We start from the raw sequence: 18,567 nt of genomic DNA, 5'->3' as shown, positions 1-18,567 counted from the left end.
AACTCGGGGCCACTCGCGTCACGTTCGGTCAGGACAGCCACGCCTTCCACGTGGACTCATGGCTGTCCACCCACTTCTTCGCCGCCTGCTGAGGCGTCAGTTTCTGGTCGGCGATCATCAAGGAGACCTCGTTCTGGTCCTCGGTCGTCCACCTGAACTTCTTCAGCAGGGACGCCGCCTTCCCGCCGCTCCTCGCGAAGTCCGCGTTGAGGAACTTCTGGAGCGGCGTGTGCGGGTAGGCGCAGGCGACCTTCTCGGGGTCGGCGTCGCAGCCCTCCTTGTACGGCGGCAGCTTCACCTCGGTCAGGGGGACCTTCTTGAACAGCCACTGGGGTGCGTACCAGTACGTCAGGAAGGGCTTCTGCTCCTTGGCGAACTGCTTGATCTGGGTGATCTGCGCGGCCTCCGAACCGGCGAACACGACCTGGTAGTCCAGCTTCAGGTTCTCCACCAGCGCCTTGTCATTGGTGATGTAGGACGGCGAGCCGTCCATCAGCTGGCCCTTGCCGCCGCTCTCGGCGGTCCGGAACTGCGACGCGTACGTGTTGAGGTTCTTCCAGTCGGTGACGTCGGGGTGCTGCTCGGCGAAGTACGTCGGCACGTACCAGCCGATGTGCCCGGTGACCCCGAGGTCCCCGCCGCGCGCGATCGTCTTCTTGTCGTCGACGTACTGCTTCTCCTGGTCGGGGTGGCCCCAGTCCTCCATGATCGCGTCGACGCGGCCCTGGCTGAGCGCGTCCCAGGCCGGGATCTCGTCGACCTGGACGGTGTCGACGCGGTAGCCGAGCTTGTGCTCAAGGAGATACTGGGCCACCGCGACGTTCGACTGCGCGCCCACCCAGGACTGCACCGACAGGGTCACGGTCTTCGCGCCCCGGGCGTTCGCGAACGGCGAGGCCTGCTGGGTCATGTCGGCGGCGCCGCAGCCGGTCAGAAGCAGCAGAGCCGCGCCGGCGGCCACGGCAGTGGTCGTACGAAGTCGCATGTCACGCTCCCTTCTTCGCGCGGCGTTCCGTCGGCTGTGTCACCCGGTCGAGCATCAGGCCGAGGCAGACGATCGCGGCACCGGCCACCAGACCGGTCGCGAGGTCGCCCTGGGCGAGGCCGAAGACTGCGTCGTAGCCGAGCGCGCCTCCGCCGACCAGACCGCCGATGATGACGACGGCGAGGACGAGGACCACGCCCTGGTTGACGGCGAGCAGCAACGACCGCCGGGCGAGCGGCAGTTGGATCTGGCGCAGCTGCTGGCCGCTGGTCGCGCCGAGCGAGCGGGCCGACTCCAGGGCCGCCGGGTCGACCTGGCGCAGTCCCTGCGCGGTGATACGGACGACGGCGGGCAGGGCGTAGACCACGGCCGCGGCGACGGCGGGCGCGCGGCCGACGCCGAACAGGGCGACGACCGGGATCAGATACACGAACTGCGGCATCGTCTGGAAGACGTCCAGGACGGGACGCAGGGCCCGTTCGAAGCGGTCGCTGCGCGCCGCGGCGACACCGGTCACGAAGCCCAGGACCAGGGTCACGGCGACGGCCGCGAGCACCTGGGACAGCGTGTCCAGAGACGGCTCCCACACGCCGAGCACACCGATCGCGGCCATGGCGAGGACGGCGGTCAGCGCGGTGCGCCAGGTCCCGATCAGCCAGGCGAGGGCGGCGACGACGAGCAGCACGGACCACCAGGGCAGCCACTGGAGGCCGTCCCGGAGGGGGTCCAGCACCCAGGTGGTGAAGCGGCCGGCCCAGTCGGCGGTGCCGCCCACATAGGGGACGCCCGAGTACAGGTGCGCGGTCATCCAGTCGACGGCGCGGTTGACCGGGTCGGCGATGGTCAGGGTCCAGGCCTCGGGCCAGTCGAGCCGGTCCGTCAGCCGCCCGGCGAGGGCGAGGGCGACGACGGCGGCCACGGCGACGACGAGTTCGTAGGGCCGGCGGGCGGGCATGTCCGCGGACTGCCCGAGCCGCTCCCCCGCGGCGCCGGTCACCCGGTCCAGTACGACGGCGAGGAGCACGATCGGAATGCCGGCGGCGAGCGCCGCGCCCACGTCGACCGAGGCGAGCGCCTGGTAGACGCGGTCACCGAGGCCGCCCGCGCCGATCACGGAGGCGATGACGGCCATGGACAGCGCCATCATGATCGTCTGGTTGACGCCGAGGAGGAGTTCCTTGCGGGCCAGCGGGATGCGGGCGGTGAGCAGGCGCTGGCGGGCGGTGGCACCCATCGACGCGACCGCCTCCAGGACACCCTTGTCGGCGCCGCGCAGGCCGAGCGCGGTGAGGCGGGCCATGGGCGGGGCGGCGTAGACGACGGTGGCGAGGACGGCCGCGGGCACGCCGATACCGAAGACCAGCACGACGGGCAGCAGATACGCGAAGGCGGGCAGCACCTGCATGGTGTCCAGGACGGGACGCAGTGCCCGGTCCATACGGCCGGACAGGCCCGCCGCCAGGCCCAGCAGGGCGCCCACGACGACCGAGGCGAGGACGGCGACGACCATCAGGGCGAGCGTCTGCATCGTCGGCACCCACATGCCGAGCAGCCCGCAGGCCAGGAACGCGGCCGCCGTGCCGAGCGCGAGCCGCGGGCCCGCGACCCGCCAGGCGACGAGCCCGGCGAACGCGGTGACGCCCGCCCAGCCCCCGGCGAGGAGGACGAGATAGACGGCGCGCACGGACAGGACGACGCCGTTGCTGATGTGGCCGAGGAAGTACAGGAACAGGGGGTGGCTGTCCCGGTTGTCGATGATCCAGTCGCTCGTCCTCGTCAGCGGCTCGGAGACGTCGACGGTGAGCGCCGCGGGCCAGTCGCCGCCGGCCCAGCGGGCGTTCGCCAGCGGCACGAGGACCGCGGCGGCCAGGGCGAGCAGCAGCAGCTTGCGGACGGCCTGGTGTCCAAGGACGCCGGGCAGGGCGATACGGGGAGCGGATGCGCTGATCGTCGCCATCAGACCGCCTCCTTGCGGAGCTCCGTTCCGGCCACGACGTCGAGGAGCCGTTCATGGTCGACGACCCCCAGACACCGGCCGTCCTCCACGACACAGGCGGGCTTGCGGCTGCGCGCGACCTCCTTGATCGCGTCGGCGACCACCGCGTCGGCGGCGAGGCCGCCGGGATGCTCGGGGCCGCCGCAGTCCCCGGGGAGCATGGCCGTACGGACCGTCATGACCTGCTCGCGCGGAACGTCCCGGACGAACTCGCGGACGTAGTCGTCCGCGGGCGAGCCCACGATCTCCTCCGGCGTGCCGAGCTGCACGATCCGGCCGTCCCGCATCAGGGCGATCCGGTCGCCGAGCTTCAGGGCCTCGCTCAGGTCGTGGGTGATGAAGACCATCGTGCGGCCCTCCTCGCGGTGCAGCCGGACGACCTCGTCCTGCATGTCACGCCGGATCAGCGGGTCGAGCGCGCTGAACGGCTCGTCGAACAGCAGGACTTCGGGATCGACGGCAAGGGCGCGGGCCAGACCGACCCGCTGCTGCTGGCCGCCGGACAGCTGGCCCGGACGGCGCTGCTCCATGCCCTCCAGGCCGACCTTGGCGACGACCTCGGCGGCCTTCTCCCGGCGCTCGCGCCTGCCCACGCCCTGGACCTCCAGGCCGTATGCCACGTTGTCGAGGACCGTGCGGTGCGGCAGCAGGCCGAAGTGCTGGAAGACCATCGCGGCGCGGTGACGGCGCAGTTCGCGCAGCCGGGACCGGTTCATGGCGCGGACGTCCTCGCCGTCGATGGCGATCGTGCCGGCCGTCGGTTCGATCAGCCGGGTCAGACAGCGCGCCAGCGTGGACTTGCCGGAGCCGGACAGGCCCATGACGACGAAGACCTCGCCCTTGCGCACATCGAAGCCGACATCACGGACGGCGGCCGTGCAGCCGGTGCGGGCGCGCAGTTCGTCGGGGGTGAGGGCGGCGAGCTCCGGGTCGGCGGGGATCCGCTCGGCCTTCGGGCCGAAGACCTTCCAGAGCCCCTCCACGGAGAAGACGGGAGCGGTCATCACGCACCACCTCCCAGCAGTTCGGCGGCTTTCTCGCCGACCATCAGCACCCCCACCATCGGGTTCACGGCGGTCATGGCCGGGAAGACGGAGGCGTCGGCGATCCGGATGCCCTCCAGGCCGCGGATGCGCAACTCGGGGTCGACGACGGCCAGTTCGTCGTCGGCGGCACCCATACGGCAGGTGCCCGCCGGGTGGTAGACGGTGTGCGCAGCCCTGCGGGCGTACTCGCCGAGCTCCTCGTCGCCGGTGATCTGCGGGCCGGGGGCCACCTCGCGCTTGAGCCAGCCCGCAAGCGGTTCGGTCTTCGCTATCTCACGGGCTAGGCGGATGCCGTCGACCAGGGTGCGGCCGTCGTAGTCGTCCTCGTCGGTGAAGTAGCGGAAGTCCAGGGCGGGCTTGACCGACGGGTCGGCGCTGGTCAGATACAGCCGGCCACGGCTCTTCGGTCTGGGGATGTTGGGCGTCATCGAGACTCCGTACGGCGGCCGTTCATGGCCCAGGCGCTCCGGGTTGTCCATGAACGGGATCTGGTAGAAGTGGAACATCAGGTCGGGGCCCGTGTGTCCGGGATCGCGGCGCACGAACAGGCCCGCGTCGGAGTCCATCGCGGAGTTCTCCGGAAGAGGGCCGTGCGTCTCCCAGACGATCACCGACTCGGGGTGGTCGAGCAGGTTCTCGCCGACGCCCGGCAGATCGTGCGTGACGGGGATGCCGAGTGCCTCCAGGTCCGCCTTCGGACCGATGCCGGAGTGCAGCAGCAGCCGGGGCGAGTCCACGGCGCCCGCGCAGAGCAGGACCTCGCTGCGAGCCCGTACGAACAGTTCCTCGCCGTCCTTGGTGCGGACGTGCACGCCCTCGGCGCGGGTGCCGTCCAGCTCCAGCCGGTACGCCCAGGTCTCCAGGTAGAGGCGGAGGTTGGGGCGCTCGTCCAGCACCGGGTGCAGATACGCCACCGACGCCGACGAGCGCTTGTTGCTCTCCGGGTGGTAGGCGAGGTCGAAGAAGCCGGCTCCCTCGGTGAACGGCTTGCTGTTGAAGCCCTCGACGCGCGGGACGCCGAGCGCCTGCTGCGCCGCGTCGACGAAGTCGCGGGCGATGGGGTTCCGGTCCTTCTCGTCGACCGGGACGATGTTGTTCAGCAGCCGCGCGTAGTACGCCTCCATCGGCACCGCGCCCCAGCCCTTGGCGCCGGCCGCCTCCCACTCGTCCCAGTCGGACGGCAGCGGCTTGAACGCGATCAGGGTGTTGTGGCTGGAGCAGCCGCCCAGCACCCGGGCGCGGCTGTGCCGGATGTGCGAGTTGCCGCGTGGCTGCTCGGTGATCGGGTAGTCGTAGTCGAGGTCGCCGCCGAGCAGGCCCAGCCAGCGGCGCAGGGTCAGCACGTCGTCGCGGCCGACGTCGCTGGGGCCGCCCTCGATGACGGCGACGGTGACGTCCGGGTTCTCGCTCAGCCGGGAGGCGATGACGGAGCCCGCGGTGCCGCCGCCGATGACTACGTAGTCGTAGACGTGAGGGGTGTCGGACATGGGGTACTTGCTCCAGGGGGTCTGCACGGGGATCGAGGAAGCAGGGGCGCGGCGGACTCAGCCGGCGAACCAGCGCACCGGTTTCGGCGCGAGGTTCTGGTAGACGTGCTTGGTCTCGCGGTACTCGGCGAGTCCGGAGGGGCCGAGTTCGCGGCCCACCCCGCTCCTGCCGAAGCCGCCCCACTCCGCCTGCGGGAGGTAGGGGTGGAAGTCGTTGATCCACACGGTGCCGTGGCGCAGTCGGCCCGCCACCCGCCGGGCGCGGCCGGCGTCGGCGGTCCAGACGGCGCCCGCGAGGCCGTACTCGGTGTCGTTGGCGAGGGCGACCGCCTCGTCCTCGGTGCGGAAGGTCTCGACGGTGAGGACCGGCCCGAACACCTCCTCCCGCACGACCCGCATCTCGCGGTGGCATGCGTCGAGGACGGTCGGCTGGTAGAACCAGCCGGTGGCGGGCCGCTCGGCCGACGGCTCGGGCCGCTTCCCGCCGCAGCGCAGCACCGCGCCCTCGGCGCGCGCGGAGGCGACATACGCCTCGACCTTGGCGCGCTGCTGCTCGGAGACCAGCGGGCCGCACTCCACGCCGTCCGCCGTGCCGCGCCCGAGGCGGATCTTCTGGGCCCGGCGGGCGAGTTCGGCGACGAAGCGTTCCCTGACCGGTTCCTCGACGAGGAGGCGGGCGCCGGCCGAGCAGACCTGGCCGCTGTGGATGAAGGCCGCGTTGAGGGCCTGGTCGACGGCCGTGTCGAAGCCCTCGTCGGTGGCGCAGGCGTCGGCGAAGACGACATTGGGGTTCTTGCCGCCGAGTTCGAGGGCGACCTTCTTGACGGTCGGGGCGGCGGCCTGCGCCACCTTCGTCCCGCTGACCAGGCCGCCGGTGAACGAGACGAGGTCGACGTCGGGGTGCTCCGCGAGCCGGGCGCCGACCGAATGGCCCGGCCCGGTGACGATGTTGGCGACCCCGGCGGGCAGACCCGCCTCCACCAGCAGGTCGATGAGGGCGATCGTGGTCAGCGGGGTGATCTCGCTCGGCTTGACGACGAAGGTGTTGCCGGCCGCGAGCGCCGGGGCGATCTTCCAACTGGCCTGGAGAAGGGGGTAGTTCCAGGGCGTGATCAGCGCGCACACCCCGACGGGTTCATGGACGACGACACTGTGGATGTCGGGCGAGCCCGCGTCGACGACCCGGCCGGGGGCCTCGCCGGCGACCAGGTCGGCGAAGTAGCGGAAGGCGTCGGCGACGCAGTCGATGTCGACGCGGCCCTCCTCCAGGGTCTTGCCCGCGTCGCGGCTCTCCAGGAGGCCGAGCTTCTCGCGGTCGCGGGCGAGGAGGGCGGAGACGCGGCGCAGCAGGGCGGCACGTTCGGCGGCGGGGGTGCGCGGCCAGTCGCCCGCGTCGAAGGCGTGCCGGGCGGCGGCGACCGCCAGGTCGGTGTCCTTCTCGTCACCCTCCGCGACCACGGCGAAGGGCAGCGCGTCTGCGGGGTCGAGGATCTCCCGCGTGGCGCCGGAGACCGCTTCGCGCCAGTCCCCTCCCGCGTGGATCGTCCGGTGCGCCTGGGAATGCACTCTGTCCGCCATGATCGGTTTTGCCTTCCGTTCCTGTTCGGTACCCCTGCGTCACATCTGTGTCACTCTCAGGGACCGGGTGCGCCTGCCCATCGCGTTCGATTGCATGCGCAATCCATGAGCGAAAGTGCGCTGTGTCACTGAACATGCGGGCATATCGGGCGAACCGTACGCTGATTGGTGATCCGCACCACGGAGGTGACGCCATGGCCGGAAGGACACTGACCTGCGCGGCGGCGAGCGCGGCCCTTCTCCTCGGCTCGGCGGCCCTCGCCTCGACGGCAGCGGCGGACAACGGCGACGATCTCACCGCCCAGCAGCTGGCCCAGCAGGCGAAGGACAACCTGCTCAAGGCCAAGTCGGTCCACCTGAAGCTGATCGACCACAGTGCCGGCACGGCGACCAGCAAGAGGCAGCCGACGGCGATGGACCTCTCCCTGGACCAGGCCGGCAACTGCGTCGGCAATCTGAAGATGGGCGCGAACGGCGGCAGCGTGGAGATCGTCAAACAGGGCGACGAGGTGTGGATGAAGCCCGACACCGCGTTCTGGAAGTCGCAGGTGCCCGGCGCGCAGGGCGGCGCGGTGGCCGAGCTGTTCAAGGACCGCTACATCCACGGCTCCACGCAGGACGCCTTGCTGAAGGGCATGGCCGACACCTGCGACCTGAGATCCTTCCAGCAGGACATCGCCACCGACACCAGCAGCGACAAGGCCCTGACGAAGGGCGAGGAGACGACCGTCGACGACACGAAGGTGATCCCGCTGAACGGCACGGAGGACGGCAAGGCGGCGGTCCTGTACGTCACCTCGGACTCGCCGCACCGTGTGGTCCGGGCCACGCAGAAGGGCGGCGGGACCGACCTGGCGCTGGCCTTCTCGGACTACGACAAGCCGGTCCCCACGCAGACGCCCCCGGCGGACGAGTCGGTGGACGTCGGAAAGCTCCAGGAGGAGCTGCAGAGCCTGTGAATCGGTGCGGGTGATGCGGATACGTCAGTGCGGGTGACGCGGGTGATGCGGGTACGTCAGTCCAGCGCGGCCGGGTCGCACCCGCCGAGGGGCGGGCAGAACCAGTCCAACGCCGTGGTGAGCAGCTCCAGTTCGTCGTCGCGGCCGTCCGAGTCCGGGCCGTACGCGGCGATGGCGTAGATGTTGCCGTCGGCGGCCACGAAACGCTCGTCGTAGACGTGCCAGGTGCCGACGTCGGGTTCGCCCTTGATGGAGTCGGCGAGGTACTCCAGCCGTGAGCCGGTGAATCCGCCGTCGTCGAGGTTCTGCAGGTCCAGTTCCTCGAAGCCCTGCGGCTTGGGGGTCTCGTCGGACAGGTACAGCTCGAAGGAGGCGTCCGGCGAGTCCTCCGCGACCTGGTACACCTGCAGCCGGTGCTCACCGGCGGCGTCGCGGTAGTTGACCACGGCGATGCCGAACTGGGAGTTCACCGTGGACCGCGTCCACCCTTCGGGGATCGCGATCCGGAAGCCCTCCTCGTCCTCGTACGACTCGTAGCCCGCGGGGAGTACGGGGGTGGAGAGGGAGGGCGAGGGCGTGGTCGCCGTGGGCTCCGTGGGCGACTCGGTGACCCCCGACTGCTGGGAGAGGCCGGGAGTCGGGGACCCGCTCGACGCGACCTGCCGACGGCCCTTGCCGTCGTCTCCGCCATCGACCACGAGGGTCAACACCAGACTGACGGCGACCCCGACGGCGGCGGCCCCGACCAACACGGACCAGACGAGCCGCCGGCTCATCCCCCCGCCCGGCTGCCCGCCCCCGGGCATCTCGGCCGGAGGCCAGGCCCCGCCTGTCCCTGTCGGCCCCGAAACCTCCGTCGGAGACCAGCCCCCGCCTCCGCCCGGGGTCTCCGACGCCTCCGTCGGCAACCAGGCGACATCACCGCCGGCCGGGGTCCCGGCCCCACCCGGTCCACCGGACCCCGGCCACCCGGCCGGTGCCGGCGGCACGGAGGGCACCTCGGCGGACGGAGCCGGGGCCGGTGTACCCGCACTGGGGGGATCGACGGGAGCGGCCGCCCCGGCGGGCGCATCAGGCACCGTCGGCGAACCGTCGCCGGGGGCCCCGTCGGTCGGCGAACCGACGTCCGGGGCGCGGTCAGCCGGCGACCCGACGCCCGAGGCACCCTCGACCGGAGACCCGGCGCCGGGCGCCCCCTGCGTCGTCCACTCCGGTGTGAAGTCCGGGCGGGGTGGGGGTGGTGGGGTGGCTGGGGGGCTGCCTGGGGTGGCGTCGTCCTCCCAGCGTTGGGTCTCCTCGTTCCAGTGCCGCGCTCCCCCGCTCATCACATCCCCAGCAGTCCGGCCACGGCCCCGGCCGAGGCAAGGACGCTCAGGAGGGCCTGGGAGTCGGTGAGCAGCTCCCGCAGGCGCTCCCGGCGAGTCGGCGCGGCCTGGCCGGTACGGGTGATCTCGTCCTCCGTCTCGGCGAGCGCCGCGTCCAGCGCGGCCGTCTGCTCGCTGCTGCGCACCCGCGCCAGGTCCGCTCGCAGCTCGCGCACCGCCTTCAGCAGCTCCTCGGCGGCCTCGTCCCGCTGCGGGGCCGTGCCGTGGTGGCTCTCGGCCCGCGCGTGGCTGCCGATGGCGAACGTGCTGTGCGAGACGTCGCCGATGCTGACGTTCGGCTCATCCGTGGCCATCGGTGTCGGATCCCTTCTGCGGCGCGGCGCCGCCGGTCGTGGAGGAGGCGGAGGCGTGCGACCCGACGGCGAAGGTGCTGCCCTCGATCCGGCCGATGTTCACATCCCCGTTGCTGATGTTGACGATCTTCTGAACGAACTCGCCCGTCTTGTAACCGGATTCGGCCAGCGCGGTCCGCACCCCGTTCGCGACCCGGTCCTGCACGCTCTTGAGGTAGCGGGCGACGTCCATCTCCTGGAACAGGGACCCGGTGGGCACCGAGCCCAGTTCCCGCACCGACACGGACGGACCGTCGGGCAGCGCGCCCGCGTATCCGCCGGTCAGCAGCCGCCAGACGTACCCCAGTCCCTTGCCCAGTGTGATCACGGACCGGACCGCGGAGCTGGGGACCAGCGCGGCGGCGAAGGCCCCCTTGCCGAGCACGTTGTTGTGGCGGAAGCGGTGCGCGGTGCGGTCGGCGTTCTTGAAGTCCTCGCGCACGGGCGTCAGCACATGCGGGGCGACCTCCAGCATCAGCATGCGGCCCTGGGTGTGGATGCGCACGAAGACCGTGACGACCAGTTCCTCCTCCCAGCCGCCGACGCGGATGCGCAGGAAGTGCCGCCGCTTCTCTGCGCCCTCCTCCACGGCACGCGCCCGGTGCTCCTCGAAGCCCTGCGCGTGGTACGGCGCCTCCTCACGCCGCCGCAGCCCCTCGGCCGGCAGGAACACGCACTCGTCGATCTCCAGCCGGCGCAGCCGGTCGCGCCCGAGCTGACCGGCGTACTCGGCGGGCAGCCGCAGCTGCTCTATCAACGGCCGGATCTTCTCCAGGACCATGCGGTTGCCGATCGGCTGCTGCTTCTTCATCTCCTCGGGCCGCAGCTCCACGGCGAGGACCCAGGTCTCATACGCCGCGCCGGCGCCGCAGAACGGGCGTGCCTCGTGGTACATGATCAGCGGCGCGTGCTGTTCGAGCCGGATTCGGTTCTTCAGCCGCTGGAACCGCTCTCCCGTGGCCTGTTCGGCGGGGTCGCCGGCGGCGTCCGGGAAGCGCTGCGGGGACAGTTCGGCGGCCAGGACCCGGGCGAACTGGCCGCGCTGGGCGGCGATGCACAGCGCGATCAGCGCGAACATGACGAGGGTGACCCAGGCCTGCCAGGGCCTGATCACGTCGCTGAGGCTGTCGCCGGACGGGAACAGCAGGTCACTCGCGCTCGCCGAGTCGGTGAAGCCGTCGCCGTACAGGCCGGAGTCGTACGAGTCGTAGGACGAGCCGTAGGACGAGTCGTAGGTGGAGTCGTACGAGGAGCTGTCGTCCGAGCCGCCGAACGCGACGATCACCGTGAAGACCAGCAGCGCCGCGAACATGATGCGGCCCCACCAGCGCAGCAGGAAGGCGGGCACACGCCGGTACAGGGGCTGTGCGCCGCGGCCCCTGATCCAGGACGCGACCGCGAGATACAGGCTGGGCAACACGAAGAGGGCCAGCATCCCCCCGGTCAGCGCCGAGCCGAACACCCACAGACCCAGGATCGCCCCGGCCCACATGAGTTCCTGGCGCCGGGCGCGCAGGGCGTGCGCGAGGACACGGGCCGCGTCGAAGCCCAGCGAGGGCGCGACGATCCGCTGTTCGTTGAGGTGGAGTTCCTCGATGACCCGGTCGCGGTATGCGGAGTCGAGATAGGTGCCCGCACATAACAGCCGGGTCGCCTCGCTGGCGTGCGGCGGCGTGTGCGGCGGTGTCGGTGGTGCGTCGGTACCGGCCGGTGTGGCCGGCTGCGGTTGTTGAGGCACGTAGGCGGTGCTCACGCTACTCCCCCGATGCGTGGAAAGACCTTTGTCAGACGTTCCGTTGACAAACCATCAGCATAGAGTGACCGATGGGAACGGGGAAAGCGGAATATCAGCGGGCCGGTCGAACCGCCACACATCCCTCACGTGCACCGTCGGCCCGCCGGGCAGAAGGAGGCCGGCGCGGTGGCGAGGGGTTCGCGCACCAGGGTGGGGGCCGGCCGCTCGGGGCCGCTGGAGCGGATCGCGTACAGCCTGCCGCCGGCTGTGCGGAAGCGGTGGTCGACGACCTGGCGCGGGCCCTTGTCCTCGTCGTCGTAGCGGTAGGCGAGCTCGGACCAGCCGGCGTCGGAGGTGCGGTCCAGCACCCGGTAGCCGGCCTGGCGCACGAAGCCGTAGCCGGGGTCGTTCTCGGCCAGGTCCAGGGACCGGGCCGGGGTGTCCTCGGCGAGTTCGAAGATCTGGAGTTGCCTGCCGTCGGCGGGGGCGTCGTAGGAGACCACCGGCGCCAGTTGTCCCTGCTTCTGTCTGCGGGTCCAGCCCTCGGGAACGTCGATCGAATAGCCGACGGGGTCCTGGGCCCGGCGGTAGCCGGCGGCGGGGGCCGGCGAGCGCGACGGGGTCGTGGGCGGGGCGGTGGCGGAGGTGGTGACCGTGACGCCCGTCGCCGGGGTGGCGCCGGTGCCGGTGGCGGTGTCCCGGATGAGGAACCAGACGCCGGTGCCGGCGCCGCCCCGAGAGCGACGGTGAGGGCGATCGCGGCGAGTGCGCGGCCGGCTCCGCTCCGGCGGGCGCGGGGAGGCGGGTACGCGGGCGTGGCGCCGGCGTCGGTGCCCTGGGTGTCGGTGGGGCTCGTCGACCACGCACTGGGAGGACGAGGCGGTCGACTGCGGCGGAGTGGGCCCGTACGCGGGGGTGACCGGGGGCGGGGGCAGGGTCCCACCGATCTGCGTCTCGGCCGACGCCCAGGGCGGTACGGATCCCGTCTCCCGGGTCCCCCAGGCCGCCTGGCCGCGCTCCTCGCTCGGCTCGTGTTCCGCCCCGGAACCGGAGCTGTGACCGCACCGACCGCCGCCGTTCCAGCCGCTCATCGCGAACCCCCCGAATCACCCCACCGGGTACCGCTTCCGAAGGTACTGGCCGAAAAGGGAACGGGCCCCGTTCCGGCCGAAACCGGAACAGGGCCCGTGCGCGCTACGGAGCCGTGGCGAAGGCTCAAGAGCCGTAGCGAAGGGTCAAGAGTGGTCGCGAAAGCTCAAGAGCCGTCGCGAAGGTTCAGATGAGGCCGAGGGCGCGGACCGCCTCGCGCTCCTCCTCGAGCTCCTTGACGGAGGCGTCGATACGGGCACGGGAGAACTCGTTGATCTCCAGGCCCTGGACGATCTCGTACACGCCGTCCTTGGTGGTGACCGGGAAGGAGGAGATCAGGCCCTCCGGGACGCCGTAGGAACCGTCGGACGGAATGCCCATGGAGGTCCAGTTGCCCTCGGCGGTGCCGTTGACCCAGGTGTGGACGTGGTCGATGGCGGCATTGGCGGCGGAGGCGGCCGACGAGGCGCCACGGGCCTCGATGATCGCGGCACCGCGCTTGGCGACGGTCGGGATGAAGTCCTCGGCCAGCCACTTCTCGTCGTTCACGACCTCGGCGGCGTTCTTGCCGGCGACCGTGGCGTGGAAGATGTCCGGGTACTGGGTGGCGGAGTGGTTGCCCCAGATGGTCAGACGCTTGATGTCGGCGACCGTGGAGCCCGTCTTCTTCGCGAGCTGGGTCAGCGCGCGGTTGTGGTCGAGGCGGGTCATCGCGGTGAAGCGCTCGGCCGGTACGTCCGGGGCGGCGGCCTGGGCGATCAGCGCGTTGGTGTTGGCCGGGTTGCCGACGACGAGGACCTTGATGTCGTCCGCGGCGTGGTCGTTGATGGCCTGGCCCTGCGGCTTGAAGATGCCGCCGTTGGCCTCCAGGAGGTCGCCGCGCTCCATGCCCTTGGTGCGGGGGCGGGCGCCGACGAGCAGGGCCACGTTCGCGCCGTCGAAGGCGACGTTCGGGTCGTCGCTGATGTCGATGCCCTGGAGGAGCGGGAACGCGCAGTCGTCCAGCTCCATGGCCGTGCCCTCGGCCGCCTTCAGCGCGGGGGTGATCTCCAGAAGGCGCAGCCTGACCGGCACGTCCGCGCCGAGCAGCTGGCCGGAGGCGATGCGGAAGAGCAGGGCGTAACCGATCTGGCCGGCCGCGCCGGTGACGGTGACGTTCACGGGAGTGCGGGTCATGGCGTTCTCCGTATGACAGCTGGCGGTGGGGCGTCCCTGCCCCGGTGAGACGTACGAATGATCGATCTCTTGGTATCAAGAGATCCATCCAGCGGTCAGGCTATCGCGCATCCGAGATCTGAGACGGCCGGGTCCCTGTGGCCCGTCCCACAGAGGTACGAAAGGGGACGGCCGCCCGTCCGGGAGAGGGGGACTTGGGCGGCCGTCTCGCGGGGGTACCGATTGCCGGACTCCCGTGGGGGTACCGTTCGCGTGCCCGGGATCGGGGCGGCCAATCCTGTCTTCGTCGATTACTTCGCGTTCCTCGGTGCAGCCCTTCCGATCACTTGGTGCACCCCTTCCGACCCGAGGCCAGCGTCACGCACGCCGTCGCCTCGGCGGCGTCCTTCACGGCCACCATCGGGGTGTACGCGATCGCGTCCCCGGCGGTCGTGATGCTCCCGGTCTGCACGGTTCCGCCGGCCTTCACGCGCACCTCGTCGCCCTGCGCGGCCTGGGTGATACGCCCCCATGCCACCCGGCAGGTCCTGCTGTACCGGACCTCGACCACGGTCGACCCGACGGTCGCGGTCTCGGCCGTGGTCACCAGGTCGCCGCTGCACCCCATGCTCTCGGCGTCCTTGCCGGTGCAGGAGGCTCCGCTGCACTTGACCCCGGGCGGCAGATCGGGGTTCGTGCTCGCGGACGGCGAGGGTGTCCTGGCCGCGGCATCCTCACCCTTCCCGCCGCCGTCCATCAGGAACAGCACGCCGGCGAGGACGATCAGCACACCGAGGACGCCGGCGAGGAACGTCGTCAGCCGCTGTTTGCGGGTCGGCCCGCCGGAGGGCCCGCCGGACGCACCGGCGCCCGAGGACGGCGACGACCGTGACGTCGACGACAACGGCGACGGCGACGGCGACGGCGACGGCGACGGCTGCGAAGGTGCCGGCTGCGCGGACGAAGGCGAAGGCGCCGCCGCCCCGGCAGCCGACGGCCCCCGATACCCGGCCACCCCCCAGGAGTTCCCGCTCTCCCTCCCGCCTCCACCGCCCCCGGCGGAGTCCCGCACCTCGGGTGCCGTCGGCTGCGGAGGCACGGTCGGTGCGACGCCCGCGGGCCCGGCGATCCCGGGTGTCGCGGTCGCGCTGCCGCCCCTGCGGGCTGCCTTGCCTCCCTTGGCACCCTTGCTGCCGGCCGGGGATGCCCCGGACTCCTCCAGCGCGTCACGCGCCGCGGAGATCCGGAACGCCTCCATGGTCAGATCGTGACGCATCTCCGCGCGGCTCCAGGCACGCTCGGCGAGCTCCCACATGGTGGTCAGATGAACGGCATTGGTGCCGGTGACCTCGGCCAGGGCGACGATCGCACCCTTGGGCGCGAGGAGACGGCCGTTGAGATACCGCTCCCAGGACGTCTTGCTGTAGCCCGTGCGGTCGGCCAGCGCGGCGATGCTCAGACCGCTGCGGTCCACCAGCCGGCGCAGCTGGCCCGCGAACTCCTTGACCTGCGGATCGAGTTCGTCGGGCAAGGCCCTCCAACGAGGCATTGCTTCCCCCCTCTTTCCCCCGGTTCCTGCTGACTGTCCCCCGGTTCGGGCTGCTGTCGCCCGGTTTGCTCCGGGTTTGCTCCCCGTCTGCCCGTTCTGGCTACCCACAGGGATGCGCCCGGCCGTGATCCCAGTTCCCGGGAATGGGGCGCACAGGAGCGTGAAACCGCGGGCACGTACGAGCACACGCCCTGGAATATGCACGGGACATCCCGGACCGTCCCGATTTCCTACGCTAGCCCGCCCTGCCCGCCACGGAAACGTTCATCTCACCCAAGAACAACAGCGCCGACGACCCCGACCACCAACAGGACCAGCAGCAGCGCAACCGCGTACAGCAGCAGCCGGCCGCCCGGCAGTCCCAGGGTGCCGCGGCGGGTCTCCTCGGGGGGTGTGTCCCACCACGGGAGGGTGGGGTCGTCCTCGTACTCCTGGTCGCCCTCGGGCCGGTCGGGCGCCGTCGCCGGGCGGGGCCACGCCTGGACCGCCAGTTCCCAGCGCACTCCGTGCCGTTCGGGATCCTCGCCCGCGACCCGGCACAACGCGACGACCGCCTGCCGGGGCGGGGGCTGGGTGCCGTTGAGGTAGCGGTGCCAGGAGGACTTGCTGTACGCGGTCCGCGCGCCGAGGGCCACCAGGCTGAGCCCCGTGCGGTCCTTGAGGAGCCGAAGTTGCTCCACGAAGTGCCGCACCTCCGCCGGAAGATCGTCCGGCAGTGGCTGCCAGGCGCTCATCGGTCACCTCCACGGCGTCAGTCGCGTTGCCCGGTCCCAGCCAAGTGACGACGTCGACAGCGTGATCGGTTCCCTGGCGGGCGTCCCGCGGCCGTGGCAGAGCCCGGACAACGTGGCAGAACGGTCACACGCGTGCCACAGCGCACTGACAGCTGTTGAACAGCTCCCGCACCCTGCACGAGGGTGGATTCCGGCGGCGGTCCGCCCTTCATCGGGGGAGAGGGCGGGCCGCCGCCGTACGCGACCGGTCAGCCGCCGCTGCTGACGGTGAAGTGCAGCGTGTCCTTCAGGAACGGAAGCTGCAGCCACGGGTTGGGCTGCGCCATCAACGCCAGCAGAACGATCGCGATACCGAGCACGCCGTACGTGACGATGTCGGTGAAGCGGGAGCGCACCGCGAGCATGCCGACGTCCGGCAGGATCCAGCGCAGGACACCGCCGGCCAGCAGCGCCGCGCCGATCAGCAGCGTCCCGTAGCGGAACACGTCGAGCGCGGTCAGCAGCAGACCGAGGGCGACCGCGGCCAGCACCACGAGGATCGGCCACTGCCGGGCGGGCGCCGGGGCGTCGCCGGGCGCGGCCCGGCCGCCGCCCTCGGGGCGGGCCGTGTCCCTGGTGAACAGCGGGAAGCGGCGCGTCGTACGCCGCGGGCGCCCCTCGGCGTCGGGCGCGCTGACCGCGTCCTGCACCTCGAAGTCCTCGGTCTCGCCGGGGATGTCCTCAGCCGGCACTGCGCTCCGCCGCCTCGACCACGTTGACGAGCAGCTGCGCCCGTGTCATCGGGCCCACCCCGCCCGGGTTCGGGGAGATCCACCCGGCGACCTCGGCGACGCCGGGGTGGACGTCGCCCACGATCCTGCCCTCGGCGCTGCGCGAGACGCCGACGTCGAGGACGGCCGCGCCCGGCTTCACGTCCTCCGGCCGGACGAGGTGGGCCGAACCGGCGGCCGCGACGATGATGTCGGCGCGCCTGAGGTGGGCGGACAGATCACGCGTCCCGGTGTGGCACTGGGTCACCGTCGCGTTCTCGCTGCGCCGGGTCAGCAGCAGCGGCATCGGCCGGCCGATGGTCACACCACGGCCGACGACCACGACCTCGGCGCCCTTGATCTCCACGCCGTAGCGGCGCAGCAGGGTCAGGACGCCGTTGGGGGTGCAGGGCAGCGGCGCGGGCTCGTTCAGGACCAGCCGCCCCAGGTTCATCGGGTGGAGCCCGTCGGCGTCCTTGTCCGGGTCCATGAGTTCGAGGATGCGGTTCTCGTCGATGCCCCTGGGAAGCGGCAGTTGCACGATGTAACCGGTGCAGGCCGGGTCCCCGTTGAGCTCCCGTACGACCGCCTCGATCTCCTCCTGCGTCGCCGTGGCGGGCAGCTCGCGCTGGATGGAGGCGATGCCGACCTCGGCGCAGTCGCGGTGCTTGCCGGCGACGTACTTCTGGCTTCCGGGGTCGTCCCCGACGAGGATCGTGCCGAGGCCGGGCGTGACTCCCTTCTCCTTCAGCGCCGCCACGCGGGCGGTCAGATCGGACTTGATCGCGGCTGCGGTGGCCTTGCCATCGAGAATCTGGGCGGTCATGGCTCCATCCTCGCCGATGCCGGGGTGCGGCTTCCAATCCGGGGGCCCGCGGGAGGCTCGGCACCGGTCCGCCCGTATCCGCTCATGATCACTGATGTTGCACTTGCACAACACATGGCGATTGCGACTGGACAAGGCTGGACAAGTAAGTAGGTGGTAAAGAACGATGGCCGAAACAGTGCCGCGGGGCAGCTCATCGGGGGGACGAACCGCATCCACGAACCTTCCTCCGTACGGTGCCGCGCGTCGTCCCCGCACCTGGAACAACGGAGGAAAGACAGCCATGAGTTTCGGCGACCCGAACAACCCCTACGGCGCGCCCCAGGGTCAGCAGCCGGGCTACGGCTACCCTCAGCAGCCGCAGGCGCCCGGATACGGCTACCCGCAGGCTCCTCCGGTGCAGGGCTACGGCGGCGGGCCCGTCATGACGACGATGCCCGGCACGGTGAGCGCGGCCCGTGTGATGCTGTGGGTCATCGTCGGCCTGCAGCTCCTCGGCGTGGCCCTGTTCGCCTTCACCGCGGCGAGCGTGAACGCCGCGAAGAACGACGAGCAGCTCAAGGACGACGCCGCCTTCCAGCAGCTCGCCGACTACTCGGCCGGCATGATCTGGGGCCTCACCGTGTTCGCGCTGGCCTGGGCCGTGTTCGCGATCGTGCTGGCGGTGAAGTTCAACTCCGGCGGCAACGGCGTCCGCGTCACGCTGCTGGTGTTCGCCATCATCACCGCGATCCTCGGCCTGTACCCGTTCGTCATCGTGGGCCTGGTCCACACGGTGCTCGCCATCCTGATCGCCGTGTTCGTCGGCAACTCCGCCGGCTCCGCCTGGTTCAACCGCCAGCGCTTCTGAACACGTTCGGGCGACTGAACAGTTCGCGCCATTCCTGGTCCAGGGCCGTGTCTCACCCGTTCGAGGGGGACACGGCCCTGGTGCGTCGCCCTAGTCTGACGTGGGTAGCTGT

The 18,567-nt window shown here is 71.3% G+C and carries 16 protein-coding genes; 2 read left to right on the top strand and 14 right to left on the bottom strand.

The window, feature by feature from the left end; genetic code table 11:
- Positions 1–28 precede the first annotated feature (28 nt).
- The 5 genes from F7R91_RS17290 to F7R91_RS17270 are packed head-to-tail and all read right to left on the bottom strand — an operon-like array spanning position 29 to position 7,092.
- Entirely contained in the window at positions 29–985 is a 957-nt protein-coding gene (locus F7R91_RS17290) for an ABC transporter substrate-binding protein (protein WP_150949718.1), read from the bottom strand.
- 1 nt (position 986) lies between these two features.
- On the bottom strand, positions 987–2,942 hold the full coding sequence (locus F7R91_RS17285) for an ABC transporter permease (protein WP_150949716.1): 1,956 nt from the start codon (positions 2,940–2,942) through the stop codon (positions 987–989).
- Positions 2,942–3,985: a quaternary amine ABC transporter ATP-binding protein gene (locus F7R91_RS17280; protein ID WP_150949714.1), complete on the bottom strand. Its 1,044-nt coding sequence runs from the start codon at positions 3,983–3,985 to the stop codon at positions 2,942–2,944. Before F7R91_RS17280 ends, F7R91_RS17285 begins: the two co-directional genes overlap by 1 nt.
- Positions 3,985–5,514 (bottom strand): GMC family oxidoreductase, encoded by a 1,530-nt coding sequence (locus tag F7R91_RS17275; RefSeq protein ID WP_150949712.1) that lies wholly within the window; start codon positions 5,512–5,514, stop codon positions 3,985–3,987. Before F7R91_RS17275 ends, F7R91_RS17280 begins: the two co-directional genes overlap by 1 nt.
- A 57-nt stretch (positions 5,515–5,571) precedes the next feature.
- Positions 5,572–7,092 (bottom strand): aldehyde dehydrogenase family protein, encoded by a 1,521-nt coding sequence (locus F7R91_RS17270; RefSeq protein ID WP_150949711.1) that lies wholly within the window; start codon positions 7,090–7,092, stop codon positions 5,572–5,574.
- Between the two features lie 194 nt (positions 7,093–7,286).
- Between F7R91_RS17270 and F7R91_RS17265 the strand changes: the two genes are divergently transcribed.
- Positions 7,287–8,051: a LolA-like protein gene (locus F7R91_RS17265; RefSeq protein ID WP_150949709.1), complete on the top strand. Its 765-nt coding sequence runs from the start codon at positions 7,287–7,289 to the stop codon at positions 8,049–8,051.
- Positions 8,052–8,107: 56 nt separating this feature from the next.
- Here F7R91_RS17265 and F7R91_RS17260 read toward each other — a convergent pair whose 3' ends face one another.
- The 9 genes from F7R91_RS17260 to F7R91_RS17220 all read right to left on the bottom strand — a co-directional run bounded on the left by F7R91_RS17260 (position 8,108) and on the right by F7R91_RS17220 (position 17,605).
- On the bottom strand, positions 8,108–8,827 hold the full coding sequence (locus F7R91_RS17260) for a hypothetical protein (protein ID WP_150949707.1): 720 nt from the start codon (positions 8,825–8,827) through the stop codon (positions 8,108–8,110).
- Positions 8,828–9,375: 548 nt separating this feature from the next.
- Positions 9,376–9,729, bottom strand: a complete 354-nt coding sequence (locus F7R91_RS17255) for a hypothetical protein (protein WP_150949705.1) — start codon at positions 9,727–9,729, stop codon at positions 9,376–9,378.
- Positions 9,716–11,521, bottom strand: coding sequence for a hypothetical protein (locus tag F7R91_RS17250; protein WP_150949704.1), 1,806 nt, complete (start codon positions 11,519–11,521; stop codon positions 9,716–9,718). The genes F7R91_RS17255 and F7R91_RS17250 overlap by 14 nt, the downstream gene beginning before the upstream one ends.
- Before the next feature lie 125 nt (positions 11,522–11,646).
- Positions 11,647–12,594: a hypothetical protein gene (locus F7R91_RS17245; protein WP_150949702.1), complete on the bottom strand. Its 948-nt coding sequence runs from the start codon at positions 12,592–12,594 to the stop codon at positions 11,647–11,649.
- 184 nt (positions 12,595–12,778) lie between these two features.
- Positions 12,779–13,768 (bottom strand): malate dehydrogenase, encoded by a 990-nt coding sequence (locus F7R91_RS17240; RefSeq protein WP_150949700.1) that lies wholly within the window; start codon positions 13,766–13,768, stop codon positions 12,779–12,781.
- Between the two features lie 322 nt (positions 13,769–14,090).
- Positions 14,091–15,296: a helix-turn-helix domain-containing protein gene (locus F7R91_RS17235; RefSeq protein WP_150949698.1), complete on the bottom strand. Its 1,206-nt coding sequence runs from the start codon at positions 15,294–15,296 to the stop codon at positions 14,091–14,093.
- Positions 15,297–15,565: 269 nt separating this feature from the next.
- A complete protein-coding gene (locus tag F7R91_RS17230; protein WP_150949697.1) occupies positions 15,566–16,030 on the bottom strand; it encodes a helix-turn-helix domain-containing protein in 465 nt (154 codons plus the stop codon).
- Positions 16,031–16,278: 248 nt separating this feature from the next.
- Positions 16,279–16,761: a DUF3017 domain-containing protein gene (locus F7R91_RS17225; protein ID WP_191971522.1), complete on the bottom strand. Its 483-nt coding sequence runs from the start codon at positions 16,759–16,761 to the stop codon at positions 16,279–16,281.
- Positions 16,751–17,605, bottom strand: coding sequence for a bifunctional methylenetetrahydrofolate dehydrogenase/methenyltetrahydrofolate cyclohydrolase (locus F7R91_RS17220; RefSeq protein ID WP_150949695.1), 855 nt, complete (start codon positions 17,603–17,605; stop codon positions 16,751–16,753). Before F7R91_RS17220 ends, F7R91_RS17225 begins: the two co-directional genes overlap by 11 nt.
- A 283-nt stretch (positions 17,606–17,888) precedes the next feature.
- Between F7R91_RS17220 and F7R91_RS17215 the strand changes: the two genes are divergently transcribed.
- Positions 17,889–18,455 carry a proline-rich domain-containing protein gene (locus F7R91_RS17215; RefSeq protein ID WP_150949693.1) on the top strand — a complete coding sequence of 189 codons (567 nt, stop codon included), beginning with the start codon at positions 17,889–17,891 and terminating at the stop codon, positions 18,453–18,455.
- Positions 18,456–18,567 lie beyond the last annotated feature (112 nt).

Origin of the sequence: Streptomyces luteolifulvus, from assembly GCF_008806595.1 — a bacterium.
Taxonomy (GTDB): Bacteria; Actinomycetota; Actinomycetes; order Streptomycetales; family Streptomycetaceae; genus Streptomyces; species Streptomyces luteolifulvus.
The sequence above is the reverse complement of the archived record's forward strand: the minus strand, read 5'-3'. Positions and strand labels throughout refer to the sequence as shown.

Bases quoted from the DNA above. Each gene is read 5' to 3' on its own strand.
- F7R91_RS17235 (WP_150949698.1), bottom strand. From the start codon at position 15,296: ATGCCTCGTTGGAGGGCCTTGCCCGACGAACTCGATCCGCAGGTCAAG.
- F7R91_RS17220 (WP_150949695.1), bottom strand. From the start codon at position 17,605: ATGACCGCCCAGATTCTCGATGGCAAGGCCACCGCAGCCGCGATCAAG.
- F7R91_RS17270 (WP_150949711.1), bottom strand. From the start codon at position 7,092: ATGGCGGACAGAGTGCATTCCCAGGCGCACCGGACGATCCACGCGGGA.
- F7R91_RS17245 (WP_150949702.1), bottom strand. From the start codon at position 12,594: ATGAGCGGCTGGAACGGCGGCGGTCGGTGCGGTCACAGCTCCGGTTCC.
- F7R91_RS17265 (WP_150949709.1), top strand. From the start codon at position 7,287: ATGGCCGGAAGGACACTGACCTGCGCGGCGGCGAGCGCGGCCCTTCTC.
- F7R91_RS17275 (WP_150949712.1), bottom strand. From the start codon at position 5,514: ATGTCCGACACCCCTCACGTCTACGACTACGTAGTCATCGGCGGCGGC.
- F7R91_RS17240 (WP_150949700.1), bottom strand. From the start codon at position 13,768: ATGACCCGCACTCCCGTGAACGTCACCGTCACCGGCGCGGCCGGCCAG.
- F7R91_RS17285 (WP_150949716.1), bottom strand. From the start codon at position 2,942: ATGGCGACGATCAGCGCATCCGCTCCCCGTATCGCCCTGCCCGGCGTC.
- F7R91_RS17255 (WP_150949705.1), bottom strand. From the start codon at position 9,729: ATGGCCACGGATGAGCCGAACGTCAGCATCGGCGACGTCTCGCACAGC.
- F7R91_RS17290 (WP_150949718.1), bottom strand. From the start codon at position 985: ATGCGACTTCGTACGACCACTGCCGTGGCCGCCGGCGCGGCTCTGCTG.
- F7R91_RS17280 (WP_150949714.1), bottom strand. From the start codon at position 3,985: ATGACCGCTCCCGTCTTCTCCGTGGAGGGGCTCTGGAAGGTCTTCGGC.
- F7R91_RS17215 (WP_150949693.1), top strand. From the start codon at position 17,889: ATGAGTTTCGGCGACCCGAACAACCCCTACGGCGCGCCCCAGGGTCAG.
- F7R91_RS17260 (WP_150949707.1), bottom strand. From the start codon at position 8,827: ATGAGCCGGCGGCTCGTCTGGTCCGTGTTGGTCGGGGCCGCCGCCGTC.
- F7R91_RS17230 (WP_150949697.1), bottom strand. From the start codon at position 16,030: ATGAGCGCCTGGCAGCCACTGCCGGACGATCTTCCGGCGGAGGTGCGG.